This window comes from Pseudarthrobacter sp. MDT1-56, assembly GCF_059383555.1.
In genome coordinates, this window is the sequence record NZ_JBWZCK010000013.1 from 13770 (window position 1) to 31857 (window position 18088).

General features: G+C 68.1%; 17 protein-coding genes. 10 read left to right on the top strand and 7 right to left on the bottom strand.

The window, feature by feature from the left end; translation table 11 throughout:
• Window positions 1-50 precede the first annotated feature (50 nt).
• Window positions 51-953, top strand: a complete 903-nt coding sequence (locus AC50YC_RS16990; RefSeq protein ID WP_494954475.1) for a TIGR01777 family oxidoreductase — start codon at window positions 51-53, stop codon at window positions 951-953.
• On the opposite strand, the gene AC50YC_RS16995 is transcribed toward AC50YC_RS16990, so the two are convergent.
• Window positions 950-2809 (bottom strand): serine/threonine-protein kinase, encoded by a 1860-nt coding sequence (locus tag AC50YC_RS16995; protein ID WP_494954476.1) that lies wholly within the window; start codon window positions 2807-2809, stop codon window positions 950-952. The genes AC50YC_RS16990 and AC50YC_RS16995 overlap by 4 nt on opposite strands.
• Before the next feature lie 107 nt (window positions 2810-2916).
• Here AC50YC_RS16995 and lipB point away from each other — a divergent pair, with 107 nt between their 5' ends.
• From lipB to AC50YC_RS17015, 4 genes are all read left to right on the top strand, one after another.
• Entirely contained in the window at window positions 2917-3585 is a 669-nt protein-coding gene (gene lipB / locus AC50YC_RS17000; RefSeq protein ID WP_494954477.1) for a lipoyl(octanoyl) transferase LipB, read from the top strand.
• A complete protein-coding gene (lipA, locus tag AC50YC_RS17005; RefSeq protein ID WP_494954478.1) occupies window positions 3582-4589 on the top strand; it encodes a lipoyl synthase in 1008 nt (335 codons plus the stop codon). Before lipB ends, lipA begins: the two co-directional genes overlap by 4 nt.
• An 89-nt stretch (window positions 4590-4678) precedes the next feature.
• On the top strand, window positions 4679-5440 hold the full coding sequence (locus tag AC50YC_RS17010) for a DUF4191 domain-containing protein (RefSeq protein WP_494954479.1): 762 nt from the start codon (window positions 4679-4681) through the stop codon (window positions 5438-5440).
• Window positions 5441-5578: 138 nt separating this feature from the next.
• Entirely contained in the window at window positions 5579-5929 is a 351-nt protein-coding gene (locus AC50YC_RS17015; RefSeq protein WP_494954480.1) for a DUF3817 domain-containing protein, read from the top strand.
• A 67-nt stretch (window positions 5930-5996) separates the two neighbouring features.
• On the opposite strand, the gene AC50YC_RS17020 is transcribed toward AC50YC_RS17015, so the two are convergent.
• Window positions 5997-6434: an RDD family protein gene (locus tag AC50YC_RS17020; protein ID WP_494954481.1), complete on the bottom strand. Its 438-nt coding sequence runs from the start codon at window positions 6432-6434 to the stop codon at window positions 5997-5999.
• Between the two features lie 295 nt (window positions 6435-6729).
• Between AC50YC_RS17020 and glnA (AC50YC_RS17025) the strand changes: the two genes are divergently transcribed.
• Window positions 6730-8154, top strand: a complete 1425-nt coding sequence (gene glnA, locus AC50YC_RS17025) for a type I glutamate--ammonia ligase (protein ID WP_494954482.1) — start codon at window positions 6730-6732, stop codon at window positions 8152-8154.
• Window positions 8155-8254: 100 nt separating this feature from the next.
• Here the strand turns inward: glnA (AC50YC_RS17025) and AC50YC_RS17030 are convergent, their stop codons facing one another.
• Window positions 8255-8455, bottom strand: a complete 201-nt coding sequence (locus tag AC50YC_RS17030; protein WP_494954483.1) for a death domain-containing protein — start codon at window positions 8453-8455, stop codon at window positions 8255-8257.
• A 418-nt stretch (window positions 8456-8873) separates the two neighbouring features.
• Between AC50YC_RS17030 and AC50YC_RS17035 the strand changes: the two genes are divergently transcribed.
• Window positions 8874-9959: a hypothetical protein gene (locus AC50YC_RS17035; protein WP_494954484.1), complete on the top strand. Its 1086-nt coding sequence runs from the start codon at window positions 8874-8876 to the stop codon at window positions 9957-9959.
• A gap of 53 nt (window positions 9960-10012) precedes the next feature.
• Here the strand turns inward: AC50YC_RS17035 and AC50YC_RS17040 are convergent, their stop codons facing one another.
• The 4 genes from AC50YC_RS17040 to glnA (AC50YC_RS17055) all read right to left on the bottom strand — a co-directional run bounded on the left by AC50YC_RS17040 (window position 10013) and on the right by glnA (AC50YC_RS17055) (window position 15450).
• Window positions 10013-10528 (bottom strand): GNAT family N-acetyltransferase, encoded by a 516-nt coding sequence (locus AC50YC_RS17040; RefSeq protein WP_494954485.1) that lies wholly within the window; start codon window positions 10526-10528, stop codon window positions 10013-10015.
• 48 nt (window positions 10529-10576) lie between these two features.
• Window positions 10577-10993: a VOC family protein gene (locus AC50YC_RS17045; protein WP_494954486.1), complete on the bottom strand. Its 417-nt coding sequence runs from the start codon at window positions 10991-10993 to the stop codon at window positions 10577-10579.
• A gap of 94 nt (window positions 10994-11087) precedes the next feature.
• Window positions 11088-14099 (bottom strand): bifunctional [glutamine synthetase] adenylyltransferase/[glutamine synthetase]-adenylyl-L-tyrosine phosphorylase, encoded by a 3012-nt coding sequence (locus AC50YC_RS17050; protein WP_494954487.1) that lies wholly within the window; start codon window positions 14097-14099, stop codon window positions 11088-11090.
• A 10-nt stretch (window positions 14100-14109) separates the two neighbouring features.
• Window positions 14110-15450, bottom strand: a complete 1341-nt coding sequence (gene glnA / locus AC50YC_RS17055; RefSeq protein WP_282383217.1) for a type I glutamate--ammonia ligase — start codon at window positions 15448-15450, stop codon at window positions 14110-14112.
• Window positions 15451-15714: 264 nt separating this feature from the next.
• Here glnA (AC50YC_RS17055) and panB point away from each other — a divergent pair, with 264 nt between their 5' ends.
• The 3 genes from panB (at window position 15715) to AC50YC_RS17070 (ending at window position 18050) form a co-directional block, all read left to right on the top strand.
• On the top strand, window positions 15715-16644 hold the full coding sequence (gene panB, locus AC50YC_RS17060) for a 3-methyl-2-oxobutanoate hydroxymethyltransferase (protein WP_494954488.1): 930 nt from the start codon (window positions 15715-15717) through the stop codon (window positions 16642-16644).
• A 205-nt stretch (window positions 16645-16849) separates the two neighbouring features.
• On the top strand, window positions 16850-17245 hold the full coding sequence (locus AC50YC_RS17065) for an SHOCT domain-containing protein (RefSeq protein ID WP_494954489.1): 396 nt from the start codon (window positions 16850-16852) through the stop codon (window positions 17243-17245).
• A gap of 46 nt (window positions 17246-17291) precedes the next feature.
• On the top strand, window positions 17292-18050 hold the full coding sequence (locus tag AC50YC_RS17070) for an MBL fold metallo-hydrolase (protein ID WP_494954490.1): 759 nt from the start codon (window positions 17292-17294) through the stop codon (window positions 18048-18050).
• The last annotated feature ends 38 nt before the right edge of the window (window positions 18051-18088 follow it).

Sequence of the window (18088 nt, forward strand, 5' to 3'; positions counted from 1 at the left end):
CTTCCCGCCGGGGAGGTTTCCCTGCCGTGCCGGGCATGGTGAGATGGATCATGCGAATCATTGTTGCCGGAGCCTCAGGCCTGCTCGGAACCGCCATTTCCCGCTCCCTCCGCAGCGCCGGACACGACGTCGGCACGCTGGTCAGGCGGGTGCCCGCCGCACCGTCGGAGTTCCAGTGGAACCCCGCGGAGGGCAGCATCGACGACACCGCGCTGAAGCGGGCGGACGCCGTCATCAACCTCTCCGGCGCCGGCATCGGAGACCGGCCCTGGACCAGGTCCCGCATCAACGAACTCCGCAATTCGCGCCTCGGGCCGACGCGGACGCTGGCGGCCGCCATGGGACGCCTGGACACTCCCCCGGCGGTCTTCCTCAGCCAGTCGGGAGCCAACTACTACGGCAACGCCGGACTGGCGCTGCTCCGGGAGAACGCCCCCGCCGGCAGCGGCGTGCTGGCCAGGATCTGCGCCGACTGGGAAGCGGCCGCGCACGAGGCTCCGGCCGGCGTCCGGGTGGTCACCCCCCGCACCGGCGTCGTGCTGAGCCGTTCGGGTGGCGCGCTGGGACGTCTCATGCCGCTGCTGCGCCTGGGCGTGGGCGGCCCCTTGGGCAACGGCCGGCAGTACTGGCCGTGGGTCACACTCCCTGATGTTGCCGGCGCCTTTGGTTTCCTGCTCAGCAGCCGGCTGTCCGGGCCAGTGAACCTGTGCGCCCCGGAGAGCGCGGACGTGAACTCGCTGATCGCGGCGCTGGCCGGGGCCCTGCACCGGCCGGCGGTACTCCGCGTTCCCGCCCCGGTGCTGCGCCTGGCGATGGGCAAGCTTGCCGAAGAGCTGCTGCTCTCCAGCCAGCGGATGGAACCGGCCGCCCTGAGCGAGGCGGGTTTCGAGTGGCAGCATCCCTCGCTCGCCGAGGCCGCCGCCTGGGTGGCGGAACGCGGCCCGAAGTCCTAAGTTTTCCCGGCGGCGTCTACCGCGGCGGTCCCGGCGGCGCCGGGAAGGATGTCCTGGATCCGCCAGCGTCCCTCGACCGGCGCCAGCACGAGCCGCAACTGCAGTTCCGGTGCGGCTCGGGCGTCCGCCACCACCGTCCCGCTGGCGTCGCGTTCCTGGTAGGCGGACGTGCTCGCGGTGACGTCCACGACGGCCAGGGACGGGCCGCTGTCCCCCGTCTCCGCCGCGACATGTGCCACGTGGGTCAGGAGTGTCGTGAATCCGGCCAGCACCCGGCCTGATTCCGTCAGTCTGGCGCTGATCCGCCCGTCCGCCACGGCCGCCGCCGACGCGGGCACGTTGACCTGCTCCAGCAGCCCGAAGTCCCCCGAGCTGAACGCCAGGGAGCGGAGCCGGGCCAGTCCGCGGACCGCTTCCGCGGGGTCCGGCGATGCGAGCTGGGCCTGCACCCCGGGCGGAAGGGCCGCCGCAGCATCGGCTGCGGCATCCGGGGCCGCGGCATCAGGGGCCGGCGCCGCGGTTGCCGGGGCCGACTCCTTGACGGACCCGGCGTCGTTGACGGCATAGCCCGGTAACGGCGAGGGCAGCCCGGCCCGGGCGAAACCCCACCCGGTAACAAGGACAGCCGCGAGGGTCAGGCCCCCGGCCACCACCCGGAGGCCGCGGCGGCCCGGCCGCGCCGGGCGGGCGGGCGGCCGGAAGGAGCCAGACCGGAAGGCGCCAGACCGGAAGGGGCTCCGGTTGCTGGCGTCCCGGCGGGCAGAGTGGCGCGCGGCAAGGCGGCCGGCACCGGACGGCGCCGGGGCCGGGGGCGGCGCGGCCGCACTCGGCATGCGGATGCGGCCCGGCAGGGACCGGAGTTGTTCGACCCGACGCTCTCGGGCCGTGCCCGGTGTGGTGCGGCGGGTCAGCAGCTGCGGAATGACCGTGGGGTGGACCGAGACCGAGAGGTCCACCGGTACGGCCCCGGCGCTGCGGTGAACGGCGGCGGCCAGCTCTGCGGCAGTGGGCCGAAGCCTGCGGTCATCATGAAGTCCGGATTCCAGCGCAGCTGCCAGGGCAGGCGGCACCCCGGGAACCAGCAGCGGAAGCGGCGGCCGCTGCGCGCCCGGCTCCGGCGCGCGGCCGGTCAGGCAGTACCAGCCCAGGGCCGCGAGGGAATACACGTCGCGTTCCGGTTGCAGCCCTGCCCGGACGGCGTCCACTGGTGCCGGGTCGCGGAAACCCTCGGTTCCGGCGTCGGGCACCGCCTGGGCGTCAGCCACCATCCGGGCGATGCCCAGGTCGGCCAGCAGCGGTTTGCCGTGCGCGGTGAACAGCACATTGCCGGGAGAGACGTCCCCGTGGATGAAACCGTGACCGTGCAGGTAGGCCAGGGCCTGGCCGATCGGAGTCAGGACCGTCACGGTCTCCCCCGGCCCCAGGCTCCCCCGGCCGGCCACGAGCTGCCCCAGCGAGCCACCCGCGGCGTAGTCCATGGTCAGCCCGAGGCTGCCGGCCACCGGCGGGTCAACGTCACTGTCACCTTCGCCTTCGCCTTCAACGGTTCCGGCGCCGGTGCCGTTGCCGTTGGAACCACGCCACCGGCCCCCGGGCAGGCGCAGCACCGAGTGGGCCCGGACCAGATGGTCATGGTCGAGTGCGGACAGGATCCGCACCTCGCGCCGGATCGCCTCTTCTGCCTCACCGGGGCTGGTGGCGTCGCTCGAGGAGAAGCACTTCAGCGCGTACTCGCGGCCGGTCGACTGGTCGGTCACCAGCCAGACGGTGGCGCCGCCGCCGCGCCCGAGGCAACGGCCGACGTCGTATCCGGGGACCTCGGGCGCCGCAGTTCCGGACGGTGCGTAATCTTCCATAACCAAGGAATAGCGGATCCCGGGGAATCCCGCTGGAGTTATCCACAGGGGTGAGAGCTTGGCCACAGAATCGGCTGCTGCGACAGCCGGGGTCTAAGCTGGATGCCATGACTCTTGAGTTCTCCCAGCTGGGTCTCGACCCGGAATTCGTCGATTACACGCGCGGCTGGGACATCCAGCGCGAACTCCATGGGAGGGTCCTCGCCGGCGCCGCCCCGAGCACGGTCCTGCTGCTGGAGCACGCCGCCGTCTACACGGCAGGCAAACGCACCGAGGACCATGAACGCCCCTTTGACGGCACTCCCGTGGTCCCGGTGGACCGCGGCGGCAAGCTCACCTGGCATGGTCCGGGGCAGCTGGTCGGCTACCCCATCATCAAGCTCAGGAACCCGGCCGGGATCCGCGACTACGTGGAGCGGCTTGAAGCCGTCATCATCGCCGTCCTGGCCGACTACGGCATCGAGGCGGTCCGGATCAAGGGGCGTGCCGGCGTCTGGATCGACGAGGACGGGAAGGGGCCCGCGCGCAAGATTGCCGCGATCGGCATCCGCGTCAACGAGGGCGTGACCATGCACGGCTTCGCCATCAACTGCAACAACGATCTTGCACCATACGCCCAGATCATCGCCTGCGGGATCACCGACGCCGGTGTCACCACCATCGCGCAGGAGATCGGCCGGGACGTCACCCCCGCCGATCTCGTGTCGCGGATCATCGAAGAACTGCGCAACAATGAAGAAGCGCTAGTTGCAACCCATGAAGGAGCTCTACTGTGACCCTGGCACCAGAAGGCCGGAAAATGCTGCGTATCGAGCAGCGCAATGCGGCCACCCCGGTGGAACGCAAACCGGAATGGATCAAGGCCAAGGTCCAGATGGGTCCCGAGTACGTCCAGCTCAAAAACCTCGTCAAGAAGGAAGGCCTCCACACCGTATGTGAAGAGGCCGGCTGCCCCAACATCTTCGAATGCTGGGAAGACAAGGAAGCCACCTTCCTGATCGGCGGCTCCGAATGCACCCGGCGGTGCGATTTCTGCCAGATCGACACCGGCAAGCCCTCCCCGGTGGACGTTTTCGAACCCACCAAGGTGGCCCGCTCGGTACAGGCGATGCAGCTCCGCTACGCCACCGTCACCGGTGTGGCCCGCGATGACCTCGCCGACGAGGGCGTCTGGCTCTACGCCGAAACGGTCCGCAAGATCCACGAACTCAACCCGGGCACCGGCGTCGAACTCCTGATCCCGGACTTCTCCGGCAAACCGGAGCACATCGAAGCGATCTGCGACTCCAAGCCCGAGGTGTTCGCGCACAACGTCGAGACCGTCCCGCGGATTTTCAAGCGCATCCGTCCGGCGTTCCGCTACGAGCGGTCGCTGGATGTCATCACGCAGGGCCGCAACCTAGGCATGGTCACGAAGTCCAACCTGATCCTGGGCATGGGCGAGACCCGCGAGGAAATCTCCGAAGCGCTCCGGGACCTGCACGACGCCGGCTGCGACCTGATCACCATCACCCAGTACCTGCGCCCGTCCGAACGGCACCTGCCCGTTGACCGCTGGGTCAAGCCGCAGGAGTTCGTGGACCTGCAGCAGGAAGCCGACGAGATCGGTTTCCTCGGCGTCATGAGCGGTCCGCTGGTGCGTTCCTCCTACCGTGCGGGCCGGCTCTGGGCCACCGCGATGCGCAAGAAGGGCTGGGAAATCCCGGCCCAGCTCGCCCACATCGAAAGCTCCGGCAGCACCCGCCAGGAAGCCAGCTCACTGCTCGCCGCGCGTTCCTGAATCCAGCTGTAACGATCGCGGCGAAGGGCCGGCACCGGAGGAATCCGGCGTCCGGCCCTTCGCTGTCCATCACGTAGAATTAAGGCACTATGGCGAATTCCCCTGATTCCAGCAACTCCACTCCGGCTTCTGATGCTCCGAAGCGCGGCCTCTTTTCCCGAAAGCCCAAGGTGGCCAAGGTCAAGAAGCCGAGCCGCCTGAAGCAGATCCGGGAAGTCTTCCAGATGACCCGCCAGCACGATCCGATGGTCCCGTGGCTCATGCTGCTGGCGTTCCTCGGCGTCGTGGCTGTCAGCTTCGTCATCGGATTCCTGCTGGATAACTGGATCACGGGCCTGATCATCGGCCTCCCGCTGGGTCTCCTCGCGGCAACCCTGATCCTGTCCCGCCGCGCCGAGCGCGCGGCCTTCGCCCGGATTGAAAACCAGCCCGGCGCCTCGGGCGCTGCGCTGGGCACGCTCAAGCGCGGCTGGATCGTCGAAGAGCAGCCCGTCGCGGTGAACCCCCGCACCCAGGACGCCGTTTTCCGCGCCATCGGCCGTCCCGGCGTTGTCCTGGTCAGCGAGGGCCCCAGCCACCGGGTCAAGCCGCTGCTCGACGCCGAACGCAAGCGGCTCGCCCGCATCCTGCCCAACGTCACCATCCACGTGATTGAAAGCGGCCGTGGCGAGGGCCAGGTTCCGATCAGCCAGGTCTCCAAGAAGATGACCAAGATGAAGAATGAACTGACCAAGCTCGAGGTCAGCACGGTTTCCAAGCGCATCTCTTCGCTCGGAAGCCGCCTGCCCATCCCCAAGGGCATTGATCCTTACAAGGCCCGTCCGGACCGCAAGGCGGCCCGCGGACGCTAGGCCACACGCCAGCCCGCAGGAACGCCCCGGTAACCGCCTTCCAGGCCGGCAGCCGGGGCGTTTCCTTTGCCCAGCCCATATCGTCCCCTCGGGACAGAACCCGGAGATTCCGCCATGAAACTTCCGTCCACTTCTGCCGTGATCCGCATCTTCCGGGTCCTGGCCATCGCCGAGGGCTTCAGCTGGGCCGCGCTGTTGGTGGGGATGTTCCTTAAGTGGGTCACCCGGACCACGGAACTCGGGGTGGAGATCGCGGGCCCGATCCACGGGGCGTTCTTTATCGGCTACGGGATCGCAGCACTGACTTTGTGGGGCATGCTGCGCTGGCCGTTCCGGGTGGCCGTGTTCGCCGGGCTCTCCGCGGTTTTCCCGTTCGCCACGGTCTGGTTTGAGCGTTGGGCGGGCCGCCACGGTTACCTGACGGCAAAGGCCGGACAGGATGCTGCGCAGCCGTCGCAGGAGACGGCCGGCGAAACTGCCGGGGTCTAGCCACGGTTACATTCGTGGGTTCTTCCCCGGGATGGCGCGGACGGGCGCCAGCACCGACCGGCCGACGCTACATCCGGACGAGGACGGTGTTCATGGCCTTGTCGTGGAGCCCGCGGTGGTCCGGGTCGAAGATGACGGCGGGGATCACAAGGCACAGCAGGAGGCTGCGGACCAGGGCCGGCAGGGGGCCGGCGGGGCCGCCGCCGAGCCGGACGACGTGGATGCCCATGATGCGGTGGCCGATGCTGTAGCCGAGGGTGCCGACCAGCAGGGCCTGCTCGACGGCGAAGACGGCCAGGGTCGCCCAGGGGTCGCCGGCGAAGGCGTAGTTGCTGATCAGCAGCGCGATGGCCCAGTCAACGCAGATGGCGACGATGCGCCGGCCGGCACGGGCAATGGAACCCGGCCCGGACTCGGGCAGGCCCAGCCGCTCCCCCGGGTACTTCGAAATGCCGGAAGTGTCCGGCCCGCTGAGCCATGAACCTATGTCTTTACGATCAACCACCTTCCAAGACTATCGGCAATGGCCCCTCCCCGCGCTGTTCAGAGTGTGGACATTCGGGGGCCACACTCTGGTCACGGATAGGCCACGTTGTGGACAGCGACTACCGTTTACCTGTCAGGGCATTCTGTAACCTGCCGGAAACAAGGCGGACACCATGGGGAAATCCCGTGTCCTTAGAGTGGTAACAGTTGCTAGCGGCATAGGAGCGGGGGAACTTTTGTGTTTTCCCCGCTGTCCGACTGCGCTGGACCACACGGCCTGACGGCCAGATCTTTCACATGCATAAGGAGCATAGATGTTCAAGACTGCGGACGAAGTCCTCAAGTTCATCAAAGACGAAGACGTTAAGTTCGTCGATATTCGCTTCACCGATCTCCCTGGCGTTCAGCAGCACTTCAACGTGCCCGCCAAGAGCGTTGACGCGGACTTCTTCGTCAACGGCCAGCTCTTCGACGGATCGTCGATCCGCGGTTTCCAGGGCATCGCCGAGTCGGACATGCAGCTCATCCCGGACGTCACGACGGCGTTCCTCGACACGTTCCGCATGGAGAAGACCCTTGCGCTGAACTTCTCGATCGTGAACCCGCGCACCGGTGACCCCTACCACCGCGACCCCCGCGGCGTAGCCGAGAAGGCCGAGGCCTACCTGGCTTCCACCGGCATCGCCGACACCGCATTCTTCGCACCCGAGGCCGAGTTCTTCGTCTTCGACAACGTCCAGTACGAGTCCTCCCCGCAGGGCAGCTTCTACAAGATCGATTCCGAGGAAGCACACTGGAACACCGGCCGCGAAGAAGTGGGCGGAAACCTCGGCTACAAGACCCCGGTCAAGGGCGGCTACTTCCCGGTCTCCCCCACCGACAAGCAGGCCGACCTCCGCGACGCCATGTGCATCGCCCTGGACGAGGCCGGCCTTGAGGTCGAGCGCAGCCACCACGAAGTCGGCTCCGCCGGCCAGGCTGAGATCAACTACAAGTTCACCACGCTGACCCACGCGGCTGATGACCTGCAGAAGTTCAAGTACGTCATCAAGAACACCGCCGATGCCTGGGGCAAGTCGGTCACCTTCATGCCGAAGCCGGTCTTCGGTGACAACGGCTCGGGCATGCACTGCCACCAGTCGCTGTGGAACGGTGGAGAGCCGCTGTTCTACGACGAAAAGGGTTACGCCGGCCTGTCCGACATGGCCCGCTGGTACATCGGCGGCCTGCTGAAGCACTCCTCCGCCGTCCTGGCCTTCACCAACCCGACGGTGAACTCCTACCGCCGCCTGGTCAAGGGCTTCGAAGCTCCGGTCAACATGGTCTACTCGCAGGGCAACCGCTCCGCCGGTATCCGCATCCCGATCACGGGCTCCAACCCGAAGGCCAAGCGCATCGAGTTCCGCGCTCCGGACCCCTCCTCCAACCCGTACCTGGCCTTCGCTGCCCAGCTGATGGCCGGCATTGACGGCATACGCAACCGCATCGAACCGCCTGCTCCGATCGACAAGGACCTCTACGAGCTCCCCGCCGAGGAAGCCAAGGACATCCCCAAGGCCCCCGGTACGCTCGAAGAAGCCCTGGATGCCCTGACCGAGGACAACGAGTTCCTCCAGGCCGGCGGCGTCTTCACCCAGGACCTGATCGACACCTGGATCGAGTACAAGTACGAGAACGAGATCCGTCCGCTCTCGCTGCGCCCGAACCCGTACGAGTTCGAGCTGTACTACGGCGTCTAGCTAAAGGCTGTCCCCAAGGGATTGCACGACGGCGGCCCCCACCTCACGGTGGGGGCCGTTTGTCGTTGAGCCATAAACCTCTAAGCCACTGCCGTCCGGGTCAGCGCTTTCCGTACTTTCGGTGCACGGCCTGCTTGCTGACGCCGAGACAGGTTGCAATGGCTTCCCACGACAGGCCTGCCCGGCGCGCACGCAGGACCATTTCCGCCTCGGTGCGGGCCACTTCCTTGCGCAGCTCGGCCACCTCGTACAGTGCCTCCGCCAGACCCTTGCCGTCCATCGAACCGATCAGTGTTCTCATCGGGCACCTCCTCGACGTCAACCCTAGTTGACAAAAAGTTCTCAAGTCAACGCAAGTTGACGACATTGTGGCTGCTTTGAGGCGCCTTACTGACACGCCAGAACGGAAGCCGCGGATTTCTCTTGTAGCATGTGCCCTAGGTCCCTTCCCCGTCGCGGTAAGGGCATTCTTTGGGGGAAAATTTGAAGAGATCTCAGTCGCGCGCGGCTTCGGCCGTCGGTGCCGCCATCATCCTGTCGACCGTCGGCTTTGCTGGCCCCGCCCAAGCGACATACGCATGCTGGGACAGTGGTTATGGGACGCCATGCCGCGACTACCCCGAAAGCGCCGCAGGCCTTGCCATAGTCCGGGCGGCTGAGCAGCCGAATTTCACCGGCATCCTCTAAGCGGGACAACCCCTCACATCCTCCCCAGGCGTGTGGCTCTACGGCCAACAGATACGCTGAAATACCAGTGGCTGCGCGACGGTGTCGGCATCCCCGGAGCCATCGGGGAAACCTACAGGATCACGAAGTCCGACACGGACCATTCCCCGGCGCTGCGTGTGAGCGCGTCCGCCCCAGGGGTGAACGACGGGGTGGAGACAACCCTGCCGTCCCCGAAAGTCAGCGAGGCCAACACCGCCGAGTACACCGGCCGGCCCGGCATCACCGGCGAGGCCCCGACCGTGTGGGGCCGGACCAGGGTCGGATCCACGCTGGAGGTCAGCAACCTTGGGACCTGGTCGCCCAGCTGGATGGCCCTGAAACTTCAGTGGCAGGCTGACGGCGTGGACATCGAGGGGGCCACCGCCAACGCCTACACGATCAAGGCGGCCGACCTGGGCAAAATGGTCACCCTGAAAGCGACCGGCATTTCGGCCGGCGTGCCAAGCGTGTCCTTGTCAAACACTTCGACGGCGGTCACCCCCGGCTTCATCGCGCCCCCCGATGAAATGTGGCTGTCCGGCGGGGACAAGGTCGGCAACACGCTCAGTGTGGAACCCATCCAGTGGTGGTACGCCGGCGGCGAACTCATAACCCTTCTTTACCAGTGGGAGCGGGACGGCCAGGCGATCGCCGGGGCCACCGCAAGCACGTACACCGTCGTGGCCGCCGACAGCGGGCACTGGGTCCGGGCGAGGGTCACCGCAACGGCGCCGGGCTACAATCCGAACACCCAGACGACGCTGTACACCGACATCGTCGACGCCGGCACGGGCGCGAACGGCGAGGTGGACCCCGGCGACCAGCCCGTCGTCCCGGAACCTGCCCCCGTGCCGGTACCGGCCCCGACGGAATCCTCCCCCGCGGCCCAGGCACCGGCTGCCACGGCGGGCCCGTCGCCGTCCCCGTCGGCTGCATCCGCACCGGCGGCCGCCACCACACAGGCAGCCGCCACACCCTTCAACCCGCTGCCGATATTCTTCACGGTCGCCGGGGTCCTGATCGCCGCCGGACTGGTCTGGGTCATCCGTCCGCTGCGCGCCTCCATGGCGCGGATTGCGCGCCGGAAAGCCCCCTAGGACCTGCCAGGACCCGCATCGCCCGTCGCCCGTCGCCCGTCACCCTCGGCGGATCAGAAGGGCCGGTACATGGTCCGCTGCGGGCCGGCGTCGCCGCCGAGGTACTGGCCGCGGTCCTCGAACCCTGCCTTGCGGTAGGCGGCCTGCCCGGCAGGGTTGTGTTCGTTGACCGAGAGCACCACGCCGGCCTGCCCGCCGCCGAGCGCTGCCGTCAGCTTGGCGGCGGCCCGCACGGCAGCCTCTGCTGCCAGCGTGCCCAGGCCTTTGCCCTGCTGCCTGCGGTCGATCAGGAAGCCGCGCAGCAGCCAGACCGAATCGTCGTCCACCCAGCCGGCCAGGGTCGCGGCTCCGGTCTGCAGCGTCAGGACCCCGACGGCCGATCCGTTGGCGTCAATGGCAAAGGGGTGCCGGGAATCCTCTTCCAGCCCGATCAGCACCATCCGCAATGGCTCCCCGACGAACTTGCGCTGGCCTTCCAGCACGTCGAGTTCGGCAATCTCCCCGAGCTTGATGGCCCGTGCGTCGTCGTCGAGGTCCTTCAGCGGCAGCAGCCACACGTGTTCAGCCATAAAAGAAGCCTACCCACGCCGGCGGGAGCCCGCCTCCGGGCGCTCAGATCAGAGTGCCGCTTCCTTGGGCGGTCCGGCCGGGTCCATCCAGAAGACTTCCCACAGATGGCCGTCCGGGTCCTGGAAGCTGTGGGTGTACATAAATCCATAGTCCTGGGCTTCCTCGGACGGGGTCCCGCCGGCGGTGAGGGCCGTCCTGACCAGCTCGTCCACGGCCTCGCGGCTGTCCAGGGAGAAGGACATGATCGCCTCGGTGGTGCTGCGGGCGTCAGCAAGGGGTTTGGACGTGAAGGTCTTGAAGTAGCTCTCCACCAGCAGCATCACAAACGCGTCGTCGTTGATGATCATGCATGTGGCGTTCTCATCGGTGAAGTCGGGGTTGAAGGAAAACCCCAGCCCGGTGAAGAACTTAACCGATTTGTCGAGGTCCTTCACGGGCAGATTCAGGAACATTTGCTTGGCCATGGGCCCAAAGTAGCATCGGGGCCCGGCGCGTGTCAGCCCTTGCGGGCCAACGCCGGAGCACACCGGAGCCCCGACAGGGTCCCGGCGGACGACGTTACTGGCCGTAGAAGACCCGTTCGAACACGCTCCGGGCCCGGCGGCTGAGCCGCAGGTAGTCCTCCTCGAGTGCCGCGGCGTTGCCCTGCCCGTAGCCGCACCAGCGGGCCACCGCTTCCAGGTCCCGGCGGGAGGACGGCAGCACATCCGAGGCCCGGCCGGTCCAGATCACATTGGCCGACCGGATCCGGCTCGCCAGGCGCCAGGCCCGGAGCAGGATCACCACGTCCTCCGCGTCGAGGAGCCCGACGGCCGCCGCGGCTTCGAGCGCCTCGACGGTGGAGGTGGTCCGCAGCTCGGGGTGCTGCCCGGCGTGCTGCAGCTGGAGCAGCTGGGCCAGCCATTCGACGTCGCTCAGGCCACCGCGGCCCAGCTTCAGGTGCCGGGCGGGGTCCGCGCCGCGGGGCAGGCGCTCCGCTTCCACGCGGGCCTTGACGCGCCGGACCTCGCGCGCGTCCTGGTCAGAGAGCGACTCGGGGTAGCGGATCGGGTTGATCAGCGCCACAAACCCGGCGGAGAGCGCGTCGTCGCCGGCCATCGGGCGGGCGCGCAGCAGCGCCTGAGCCTCCCACACGAGCGACCACCGGCGGTAGTACTCCGCGTAGGACTCCAGCGACCGCACCATGGGCCCGCTCTTGCCCTCCGGGCGCAGATCGGCGTCCACCATCAGAACGCGCTCGGCGAGGATGGCAGGTTTGAGCGGCTGGGTCAGCAGGTTGGAGAGCCTGCTGACGATCTGCAGGGCCTGCTGCTGGGCCTCGTCCTCCGGGACTCCGGGGAGTCCGCGGTGCACGTACATAACGTCCGCGTCCGAGCCGTAGCCGATCTCCCGGCCACCCTGCCGTCCCATCGCGACCACCAGCACATGCGTCTTCAGCGGCTCGTCGGCGGTGACCATGGTTTCCGCGACGCGCAAGGCGCCCAGGACCGCGGCCCGGTCAGTGTCTGCCAGCGCTGCGCCGACCTGGTCCTGGTCCAGAAGCCCCGCGCTGTCCGCGATCGCAATCCGCAGGATCTCGCGGCGCCGGATCAGGCGGATGAGGCGCATCGCGCTTTCCGGCTCCGCGTGCCGGGACATCTTCGAGACGATCTCGAGCCACTGCGCCTCGAACGTCACCGGCACGAGTTCCTTGTCAGAGCCAAGCCAGGCCACAGACTCCGGCGAGACCTCCAGCAGGTCGGCGATCAGGCGGGAGTTGGAGAGCACGTGGCAGAGCCGCTCAGCCGCCGCCGTCGAGTCCCGGAGCATACCGAGATACCAGTGGGTGGTGCCGAGTGCTTCACTGACCCGCCGGAAGGCCAGCAGGCCGGCGTCGGGGTCCACGCCCTCCGCGAGCCAGCCGAGCAGGATTGGCAGGAGCTGGCGCTGGAGCGCGGCGCGGCGGCTGACTCCGCCGGTGAGGGCTTCGATGTGGCGCATGGCGCCGCCCGGATCGAGGTAGCCCAGGGCAGCGAGGCGCCCCTGCGCGGCTTCCGGGCTGAGCTTGGCTTCCTCGCTGCTGAGCGCTGCCGCAGTGTTGAGCAGCGGGCGGTAGAAGATGCGTTCGTGCAGCTCACGCACGGAGCGTTTGGTCTTTCGCCAGGCCTCGGCAAGGGCGTCGGGTTTGGGCCGTTCGCTGGAGAAGGGCCCCAGCACGGCTTTGGCGAGGGCCCGCAACGAGGCCTCCTTGACCGGCATGAGGTGGGTGCGGCGCAGCTGGAAGAGCTGGATCCGGTGTTCGAGGAGCCGCAGGTAGCGGTAGTCGCGGTCGAACTCGGCGGCGTCGGAGCGGCCGATGTAGCCGCCCGCGGACAAGGCGGCGATGGCCGAGGTGGTGTCGCGGCAGCGCAGCGTCTCATCGGATTTGCCGTGCACCAACTGCAGCAGCTGGACGGTGAATTCGACGTCGCGCAGCCCTCCCCGGCCCAGCTTGATCTGCCGCTGCTCTTCCTCGGCGGGGATGTGTTCGGTGACGCGGCGGCGCATCGACCGGACGGACTCCACGAAGCCTTCCCGGCCGGCGGAGGACCAGATCAGCGGTGCGACGGCGGCCTCGTAGCGGGCGCCGAGCTCGGTGTCCCCGGCGATGGTCCGGGCCTTGAGCAGGGCCTGGAACTCCCAGCTCTCGGCCCAGCGGGCGTAGTAGCTCTGGTGCGAGGCCAGGGTTCTGACCAGCGGCCCGGACTTGCCCTCCGGACGCAGGTTGGCATCGACCTCCCAGAGCCCGGGCTCGCGGCCGACGGACATGATGGCCCGGGAAATGCCGAAGGCCAGGGCCGTGCCGATCGTGTTGGCGCGCGAATCGTCGAGCTCGCCGGACTCGATCACGTAGATGACGTCGACGTCGGAAATGTAGTTGAGTTCGCGGGCACCGCATTTGCCCATGCCGATGACGGCCAGCCCGACGTCGGCCACCTCGGTGGCGCTGAAGTGCTCGGCGGCCTCGGCCCGCGAGACTGCCAGGGCCGCCTCGATCGCCGCGCCGGCGAGATCCGCCAGTTCGGCGCCGGCAGCGGGCATAAAATCCAGCGGATCCGCGGCGCAGAGGTCCTTGACGGCCAGCTCAACAAGGCCGCGCCGGTACTCCGTGCGGAGCGCCACGTAGCCTTCCTGCCCGGTCAACGCCGCGACCGGGCGGGCGGACTTCGGATCGGCATGCACGGAGCGCAGCAACCTGGCACGCAGCTCCGCGGCGTCCGCGGCCCGCGGTTCCGGGCTGGCGGTCACCTCGAAGGCCTCCAGATGCTCGGGATGGCGGATCAGGAACTCACCCAGCGCCTCGGAGGCGCCCAGCACCCGGTACAGGGGTTCGCTGCGCTCCGGTTCCGCGACCGCCAGCTTCCGCAGGTCCGGGTGCTTTTCGATCAGCCGGACCAGCGACTGCAGCGCCGTGTCCGGGTTCGCGGCCAGCTGCAGCCCGGAGAAGAGGATGTCCTGGTCCAACCCCTCCAACTCTGGGGCGGCCAGCCACCGTTCGCCGTTTTCCAGATCGCTGAAACCGGCGGCAATAAGGCGTCGTGCCAGGCTCACCTTAGGAAGCCTAAAGGATGCCGAGGTTGCGCTGCAGCTCGTAGGGCGTGACCTGGAGACGGTAGTCCTGCCACTCGGCACGCTTGTTCCGCAGGAAGTGCTCGAACACCTGCTCGCCCAGGATCTGCGGCATGAGTTCGGAGTCCTCCATCGAGCGGATGGCGTCGTGCAGGCTGGCCGGGAGCGGATCGTGGCCCATCGCACGGCGTTCGGCCGAACTCAGCGACCAGATGTCGTCCTCGGCTGCGGCGGGAAGCTGGTAGCCCTCCTCGATGCCTTTGAGGCCGGCGCCCAGCAGCACGGCGTAGGCGAGGTAGGGATTGGCTGCCGAGTCGATGCCGCGGTATTCGATCCGCGCTGACTGGCCCTTGCCGGGCTTGTAGAGCGGGACGCGGACCAGGGCGGAGCGGTTGTTGTGGCCCCAACTGAGGTAGCTGGGTGCTTCTCCGCCGCCCCAGAGCCGCTTGTAGGAGTTCACGAACTGGTTGGTGACCGCGGTGAACTCCGGGGCGTGCTTGAGGATGCCGGCGATGAACTGCCGGGCCGTCTCGGACAGCTGGAACTCCGCTCCCGCCTCGTAGAACGCGTTCGTGTCGCCCTCGAAGAGCGAGAAGTGGGTGTGCATGCCGGAACCCGGGTGGGCCGTGAACGGTTTCGGCATGAAGGTGGCGTACGTGCCCTGCTGGAGCGCGACCTCCTTGATTACCGTGCGGAACGTCATGATGTTGTCCGCGGTCTGCAGCGCATCCGCGTAGCGCAGGTCGATCTCGTTCTGGCCGGGGCCGGCCTCGTGGTGGCTGAACTCCACGGAAATGCCGACCGATTCCAGCATGGTCACGGCTGTACGGCGGAAGTCCTGAGCCACACCGCCCGGTACGTGGTCGAAGTAGCCGCCCTCATCCACGGGGACGGGCGCACCGTCCGGACCCGGCTGCTGGGACTTGAGTAGGTAGAACTCGATCTCGGGGTGGGTGTAGCAGGTGAAGCCCATGTCCGCGGCCTTGGCCAGATTGCGCTTGAGGACGTTGCGCGGATCAGCAGCGGAGGGTTCGCCGTCGGGCGTCAGGATGTCACAGAACATCCGGGACGTCGCTTCGGTCTCGCCGCGCCACGGCAGGATCTGGAAGGTGGCGGGGTCCGGCTGGGCCAGCATGTCGGACTCGAAAACGCGGGCCAGGCCCTCGATGGAGGAGCCATCAAAGCCCAGGCCCTCCTCGAACGCGCCTTCCACTTCCGCCGGGGCCAGCGCCACGGACTTCAGCGATCCGACGACGTCGGTGAACCACAGCCGCACAAACCGCACGTCGCGCTCTTCGATCGTCCGCAGGACAAACTCTTGCTGGCGGTCCATACTGGCCTCTTTCCGGTTCTTTCGTCCGTGCCCCAGGCCCGTCATGCATGGGTCCCGCAGCTGCTCACGGTTCACTTTACTAATCATTGCCACCGATTGCTGGCGCAGCTGCCCCGCGTAACACAGCGTTAACACCGGAAGGCCATAATTCGCCGCTCCAGGGCTTCCCCCGGGCGTCCGGCCGGCTGCCGTGTGATGTGATTCACGCGCCCACGGGCTGGAGCCCGGTAGCTAGGACGCGAGGTATCGCACTACGCTCGTGCCATGGCCACAAGCACCAGCCCCGATTCCAGCATGCCCGCAGAACTAGCCGCCCCCTATGGCAACGGCCCGGCGGGCGCGTCCGCGGCCCCGGCCGCGGGTTCCACGGCGGGCCAGGAGCCTGGCGCCCGGAAACCGGTGGCGAAAATCCGCACGCACCACCTGCGCCAGGCCAAGCTCAACGGCGAGCGCTTCGCCATGCTGACCGCCTACGACCAGTACACGGCGGAAATCTTCGACCAGGCCGGCATCGAGGTCCTCCTGGTGGGCGACTCAGCGTCCAACAATGTCTTCGGCAATGAAACCAGCCTGCCCGTCACCGTGGACGAACTGCTGCCCCTGTGCCGCGCCGTCACCCGCTCGGCCAAGCGCGCCCTCGTCGTGGCGGACCTTCCCTTTGGCAGCTACGAGGTTTCCGCCCAGCAGGCGGTGGCCACCGGCGTCCGGTTCCTCAAGGAAGGACTGGCCCACGCGGTCAAGATCGAGGGCGGGAAGTTCTATGCCGAGACCGTCCGGGCCATGGTCCAGGCCGGCATCCCCGTGATGGCGCATATCGGATTCACTCCGCAGAGCGAGCACGCCCTCGGCGGCTACCGGGTCCAGGGCCGCGGCGATGACGCCCAGCGGCTGGTCGACGACGCCGTCGCTCTCGCCGACGCTGGTGCCTTCTGTGTCCTGATGGAAATGGTTCCGGCGGCGACGGCGGCTGCCGTGGACGCCGCCGTCGACGTCCCCACCGTCGGCATCGGCGCCGGCAACGCGACCACCGGCCAGGTGCTGGTGTGGCAGGACATGGCGGGCCTGCGCGCCGGCAGGATGGCCAAGTTCGTCAAGCAGTACGCGGACCTGCGCACCTCCCTCAGCGACGCCGCAACAGCCTACGGCGAGGACGTGCGCTCAGGGCAGTTCCCCGGCCCCGAACACTCCTTCTAGGCGGCCGCCGCCGGCTGGCCTCCACGGCCGCCACTGCGCAGTCGCGGTCCCACCTCATCCTTCACGGGCGATGCACTGTTCCGCTGGTCCGGGCACGCTGGCCTTTAAGGGCCTGCACCGGGTCCCAGCAATTGTTCCGCCGTCCGGACGGATTCGTGGCGAAGCGACGGGCCAGACGCCGGCGGACACTAGTGGAGGAGTAGCCATGGACTCAATTACGACTGACTTCTGGGACATCCTGCTGTGGAGCTTCTGGTTCTTCATCTGGATCTCCGCCCTGATGGTGTGGTTCCGCTGCCTGTTTGACCTGTTCGGGGACAGCACCCTCAGCGGCTGGGGTAAGGCCGGCTGGGCCATACTGCTCGTCTTCCTGCCCTGGATCGGCGCCATCATCTACCTGATCGCCCGCGGCCGCAGCATGGCCGACCGTCAGATGGCCATGATCGCCGACCAGCAGGCCGCCCAGCAGAAGTACATCCAGCAGGTCGCGCGCAAGTCGGCAAGCCCCGCCAGCCAAATCGCCGACGCCAAGGCCCTGCTCGACTCCGGCGCCATCAACCAGACCGAGTTTGACTCCCTCAAGGCAAAGGCCATGGTCTGAGCCGGGTTTCCGGGCAACGCCCGGGGCGCTCCGACCTGCCGGCGGCATGAAACTCACCTGGCTGGGTCACTCCTCGGTGGTCCTGGATCTCGATGGGGTTCGGGTCCTGACCGATCCGCTGCTGCGTCCCCATGCGGGGCTGCTGCGGCGCCTGGCACCCCGGCCGGACCCCGCGTCGTGGAGCCGTCCGGACGTCGTGCTCCTCTCCCACCTGCACCACGACCACGCCGAGCTGCGCTCCCTCCGCATGCTGCCCGGGGCGGTCCTGATGAGCGCCCCGGCGAACGTCGCCTGGTTGCGCCGCCGGACGCCGATGGACGCAGTCCCCCTGGGAGAGAGCTGGACCGCGGTGGGCCGCGGGGTCGAGATTCGCCAGGTGCCGGCGGAGCATCGTCACCGCCCGATGCCGCATCGTCCCAACGACGCCCACGGCCAGCTGGTGCGCGGCCCCTCGGGTACCGTCTGGATCGCGGGCGACACGGGGTTGTTTCCGGAGATGGCCGGGCTCTCCGGCATGGCGGGCGGCCGCATCGATGTTGCCCTGGTGCCGGTCTGGGGGTGGGGACCAAGGCTCTCGGCAGGACACCTGTCCCCCGAGACCGCGGCCCGCGCCGTCGCCCTGAGCGGGGCGCGGTTCGCCCTGCCGGTGCACTGGGGAACGCTGCATCCGCCCTTCGTCACACGCTTTGCCCGGAGCTGGCTTGAGCAGCCCGGGCGCCGATTTGCTGACGCCGTGGCGGAGCAGGCTCCGGGCTGCACGGCTGTCGTCCTCTCCCCCGGCCAGTCATGGGCCCCGCCCGGGTGAGAGCCGGGGGCCGTGAACCGTTCCCGCGTGACAGGTAC

Bases quoted from the DNA above. Each gene is read 5' to 3' on its own strand.
- AC50YC_RS16990 (WP_494954475.1), top strand. From the start codon at position 51: ATGCGAATCATTGTTGCCGGAGCCTCAGGCCTGCTCGGAACCGCCATT.
- AC50YC_RS16995 (WP_494954476.1), bottom strand. From the start codon at position 2,809: ATGGAAGATTACGCACCGTCCGGAACTGCGGCGCCCGAGGTCCCCGGA.
- lipB (WP_494954477.1), top strand. From the start codon at position 2,917: ATGACTCTTGAGTTCTCCCAGCTGGGTCTCGACCCGGAATTCGTCGAT.
- AC50YC_RS17010 (WP_494954479.1), top strand. From the start codon at position 4,679: ATGGCGAATTCCCCTGATTCCAGCAACTCCACTCCGGCTTCTGATGCT.
- glnA (WP_494954482.1), top strand. From the start codon at position 6,730: ATGTTCAAGACTGCGGACGAAGTCCTCAAGTTCATCAAAGACGAAGAC.
- AC50YC_RS17030 (WP_494954483.1), bottom strand. From the start codon at position 8,455: ATGAGAACACTGATCGGTTCGATGGACGGCAAGGGTCTGGCGGAGGCA.
- AC50YC_RS17040 (WP_494954485.1), bottom strand. From the start codon at position 10,528: ATGGCTGAACACGTGTGGCTGCTGCCGCTGAAGGACCTCGACGACGAC.
- AC50YC_RS17045 (WP_494954486.1), bottom strand. From the start codon at position 10,993: ATGGCCAAGCAAATGTTCCTGAATCTGCCCGTGAAGGACCTCGACAAA.
- glnA (WP_282383217.1), bottom strand. From the start codon at position 15,450: ATGGACCGCCAGCAAGAGTTTGTCCTGCGGACGATCGAAGAGCGCGAC.
- panB (WP_494954488.1), top strand. From the start codon at position 15,715: ATGGCCACAAGCACCAGCCCCGATTCCAGCATGCCCGCAGAACTAGCC.
- AC50YC_RS17065 (WP_494954489.1), top strand. From the start codon at position 16,850: ATGGACTCAATTACGACTGACTTCTGGGACATCCTGCTGTGGAGCTTC.
- AC50YC_RS17070 (WP_494954490.1), top strand. From the start codon at position 17,292: ATGAAACTCACCTGGCTGGGTCACTCCTCGGTGGTCCTGGATCTCGAT.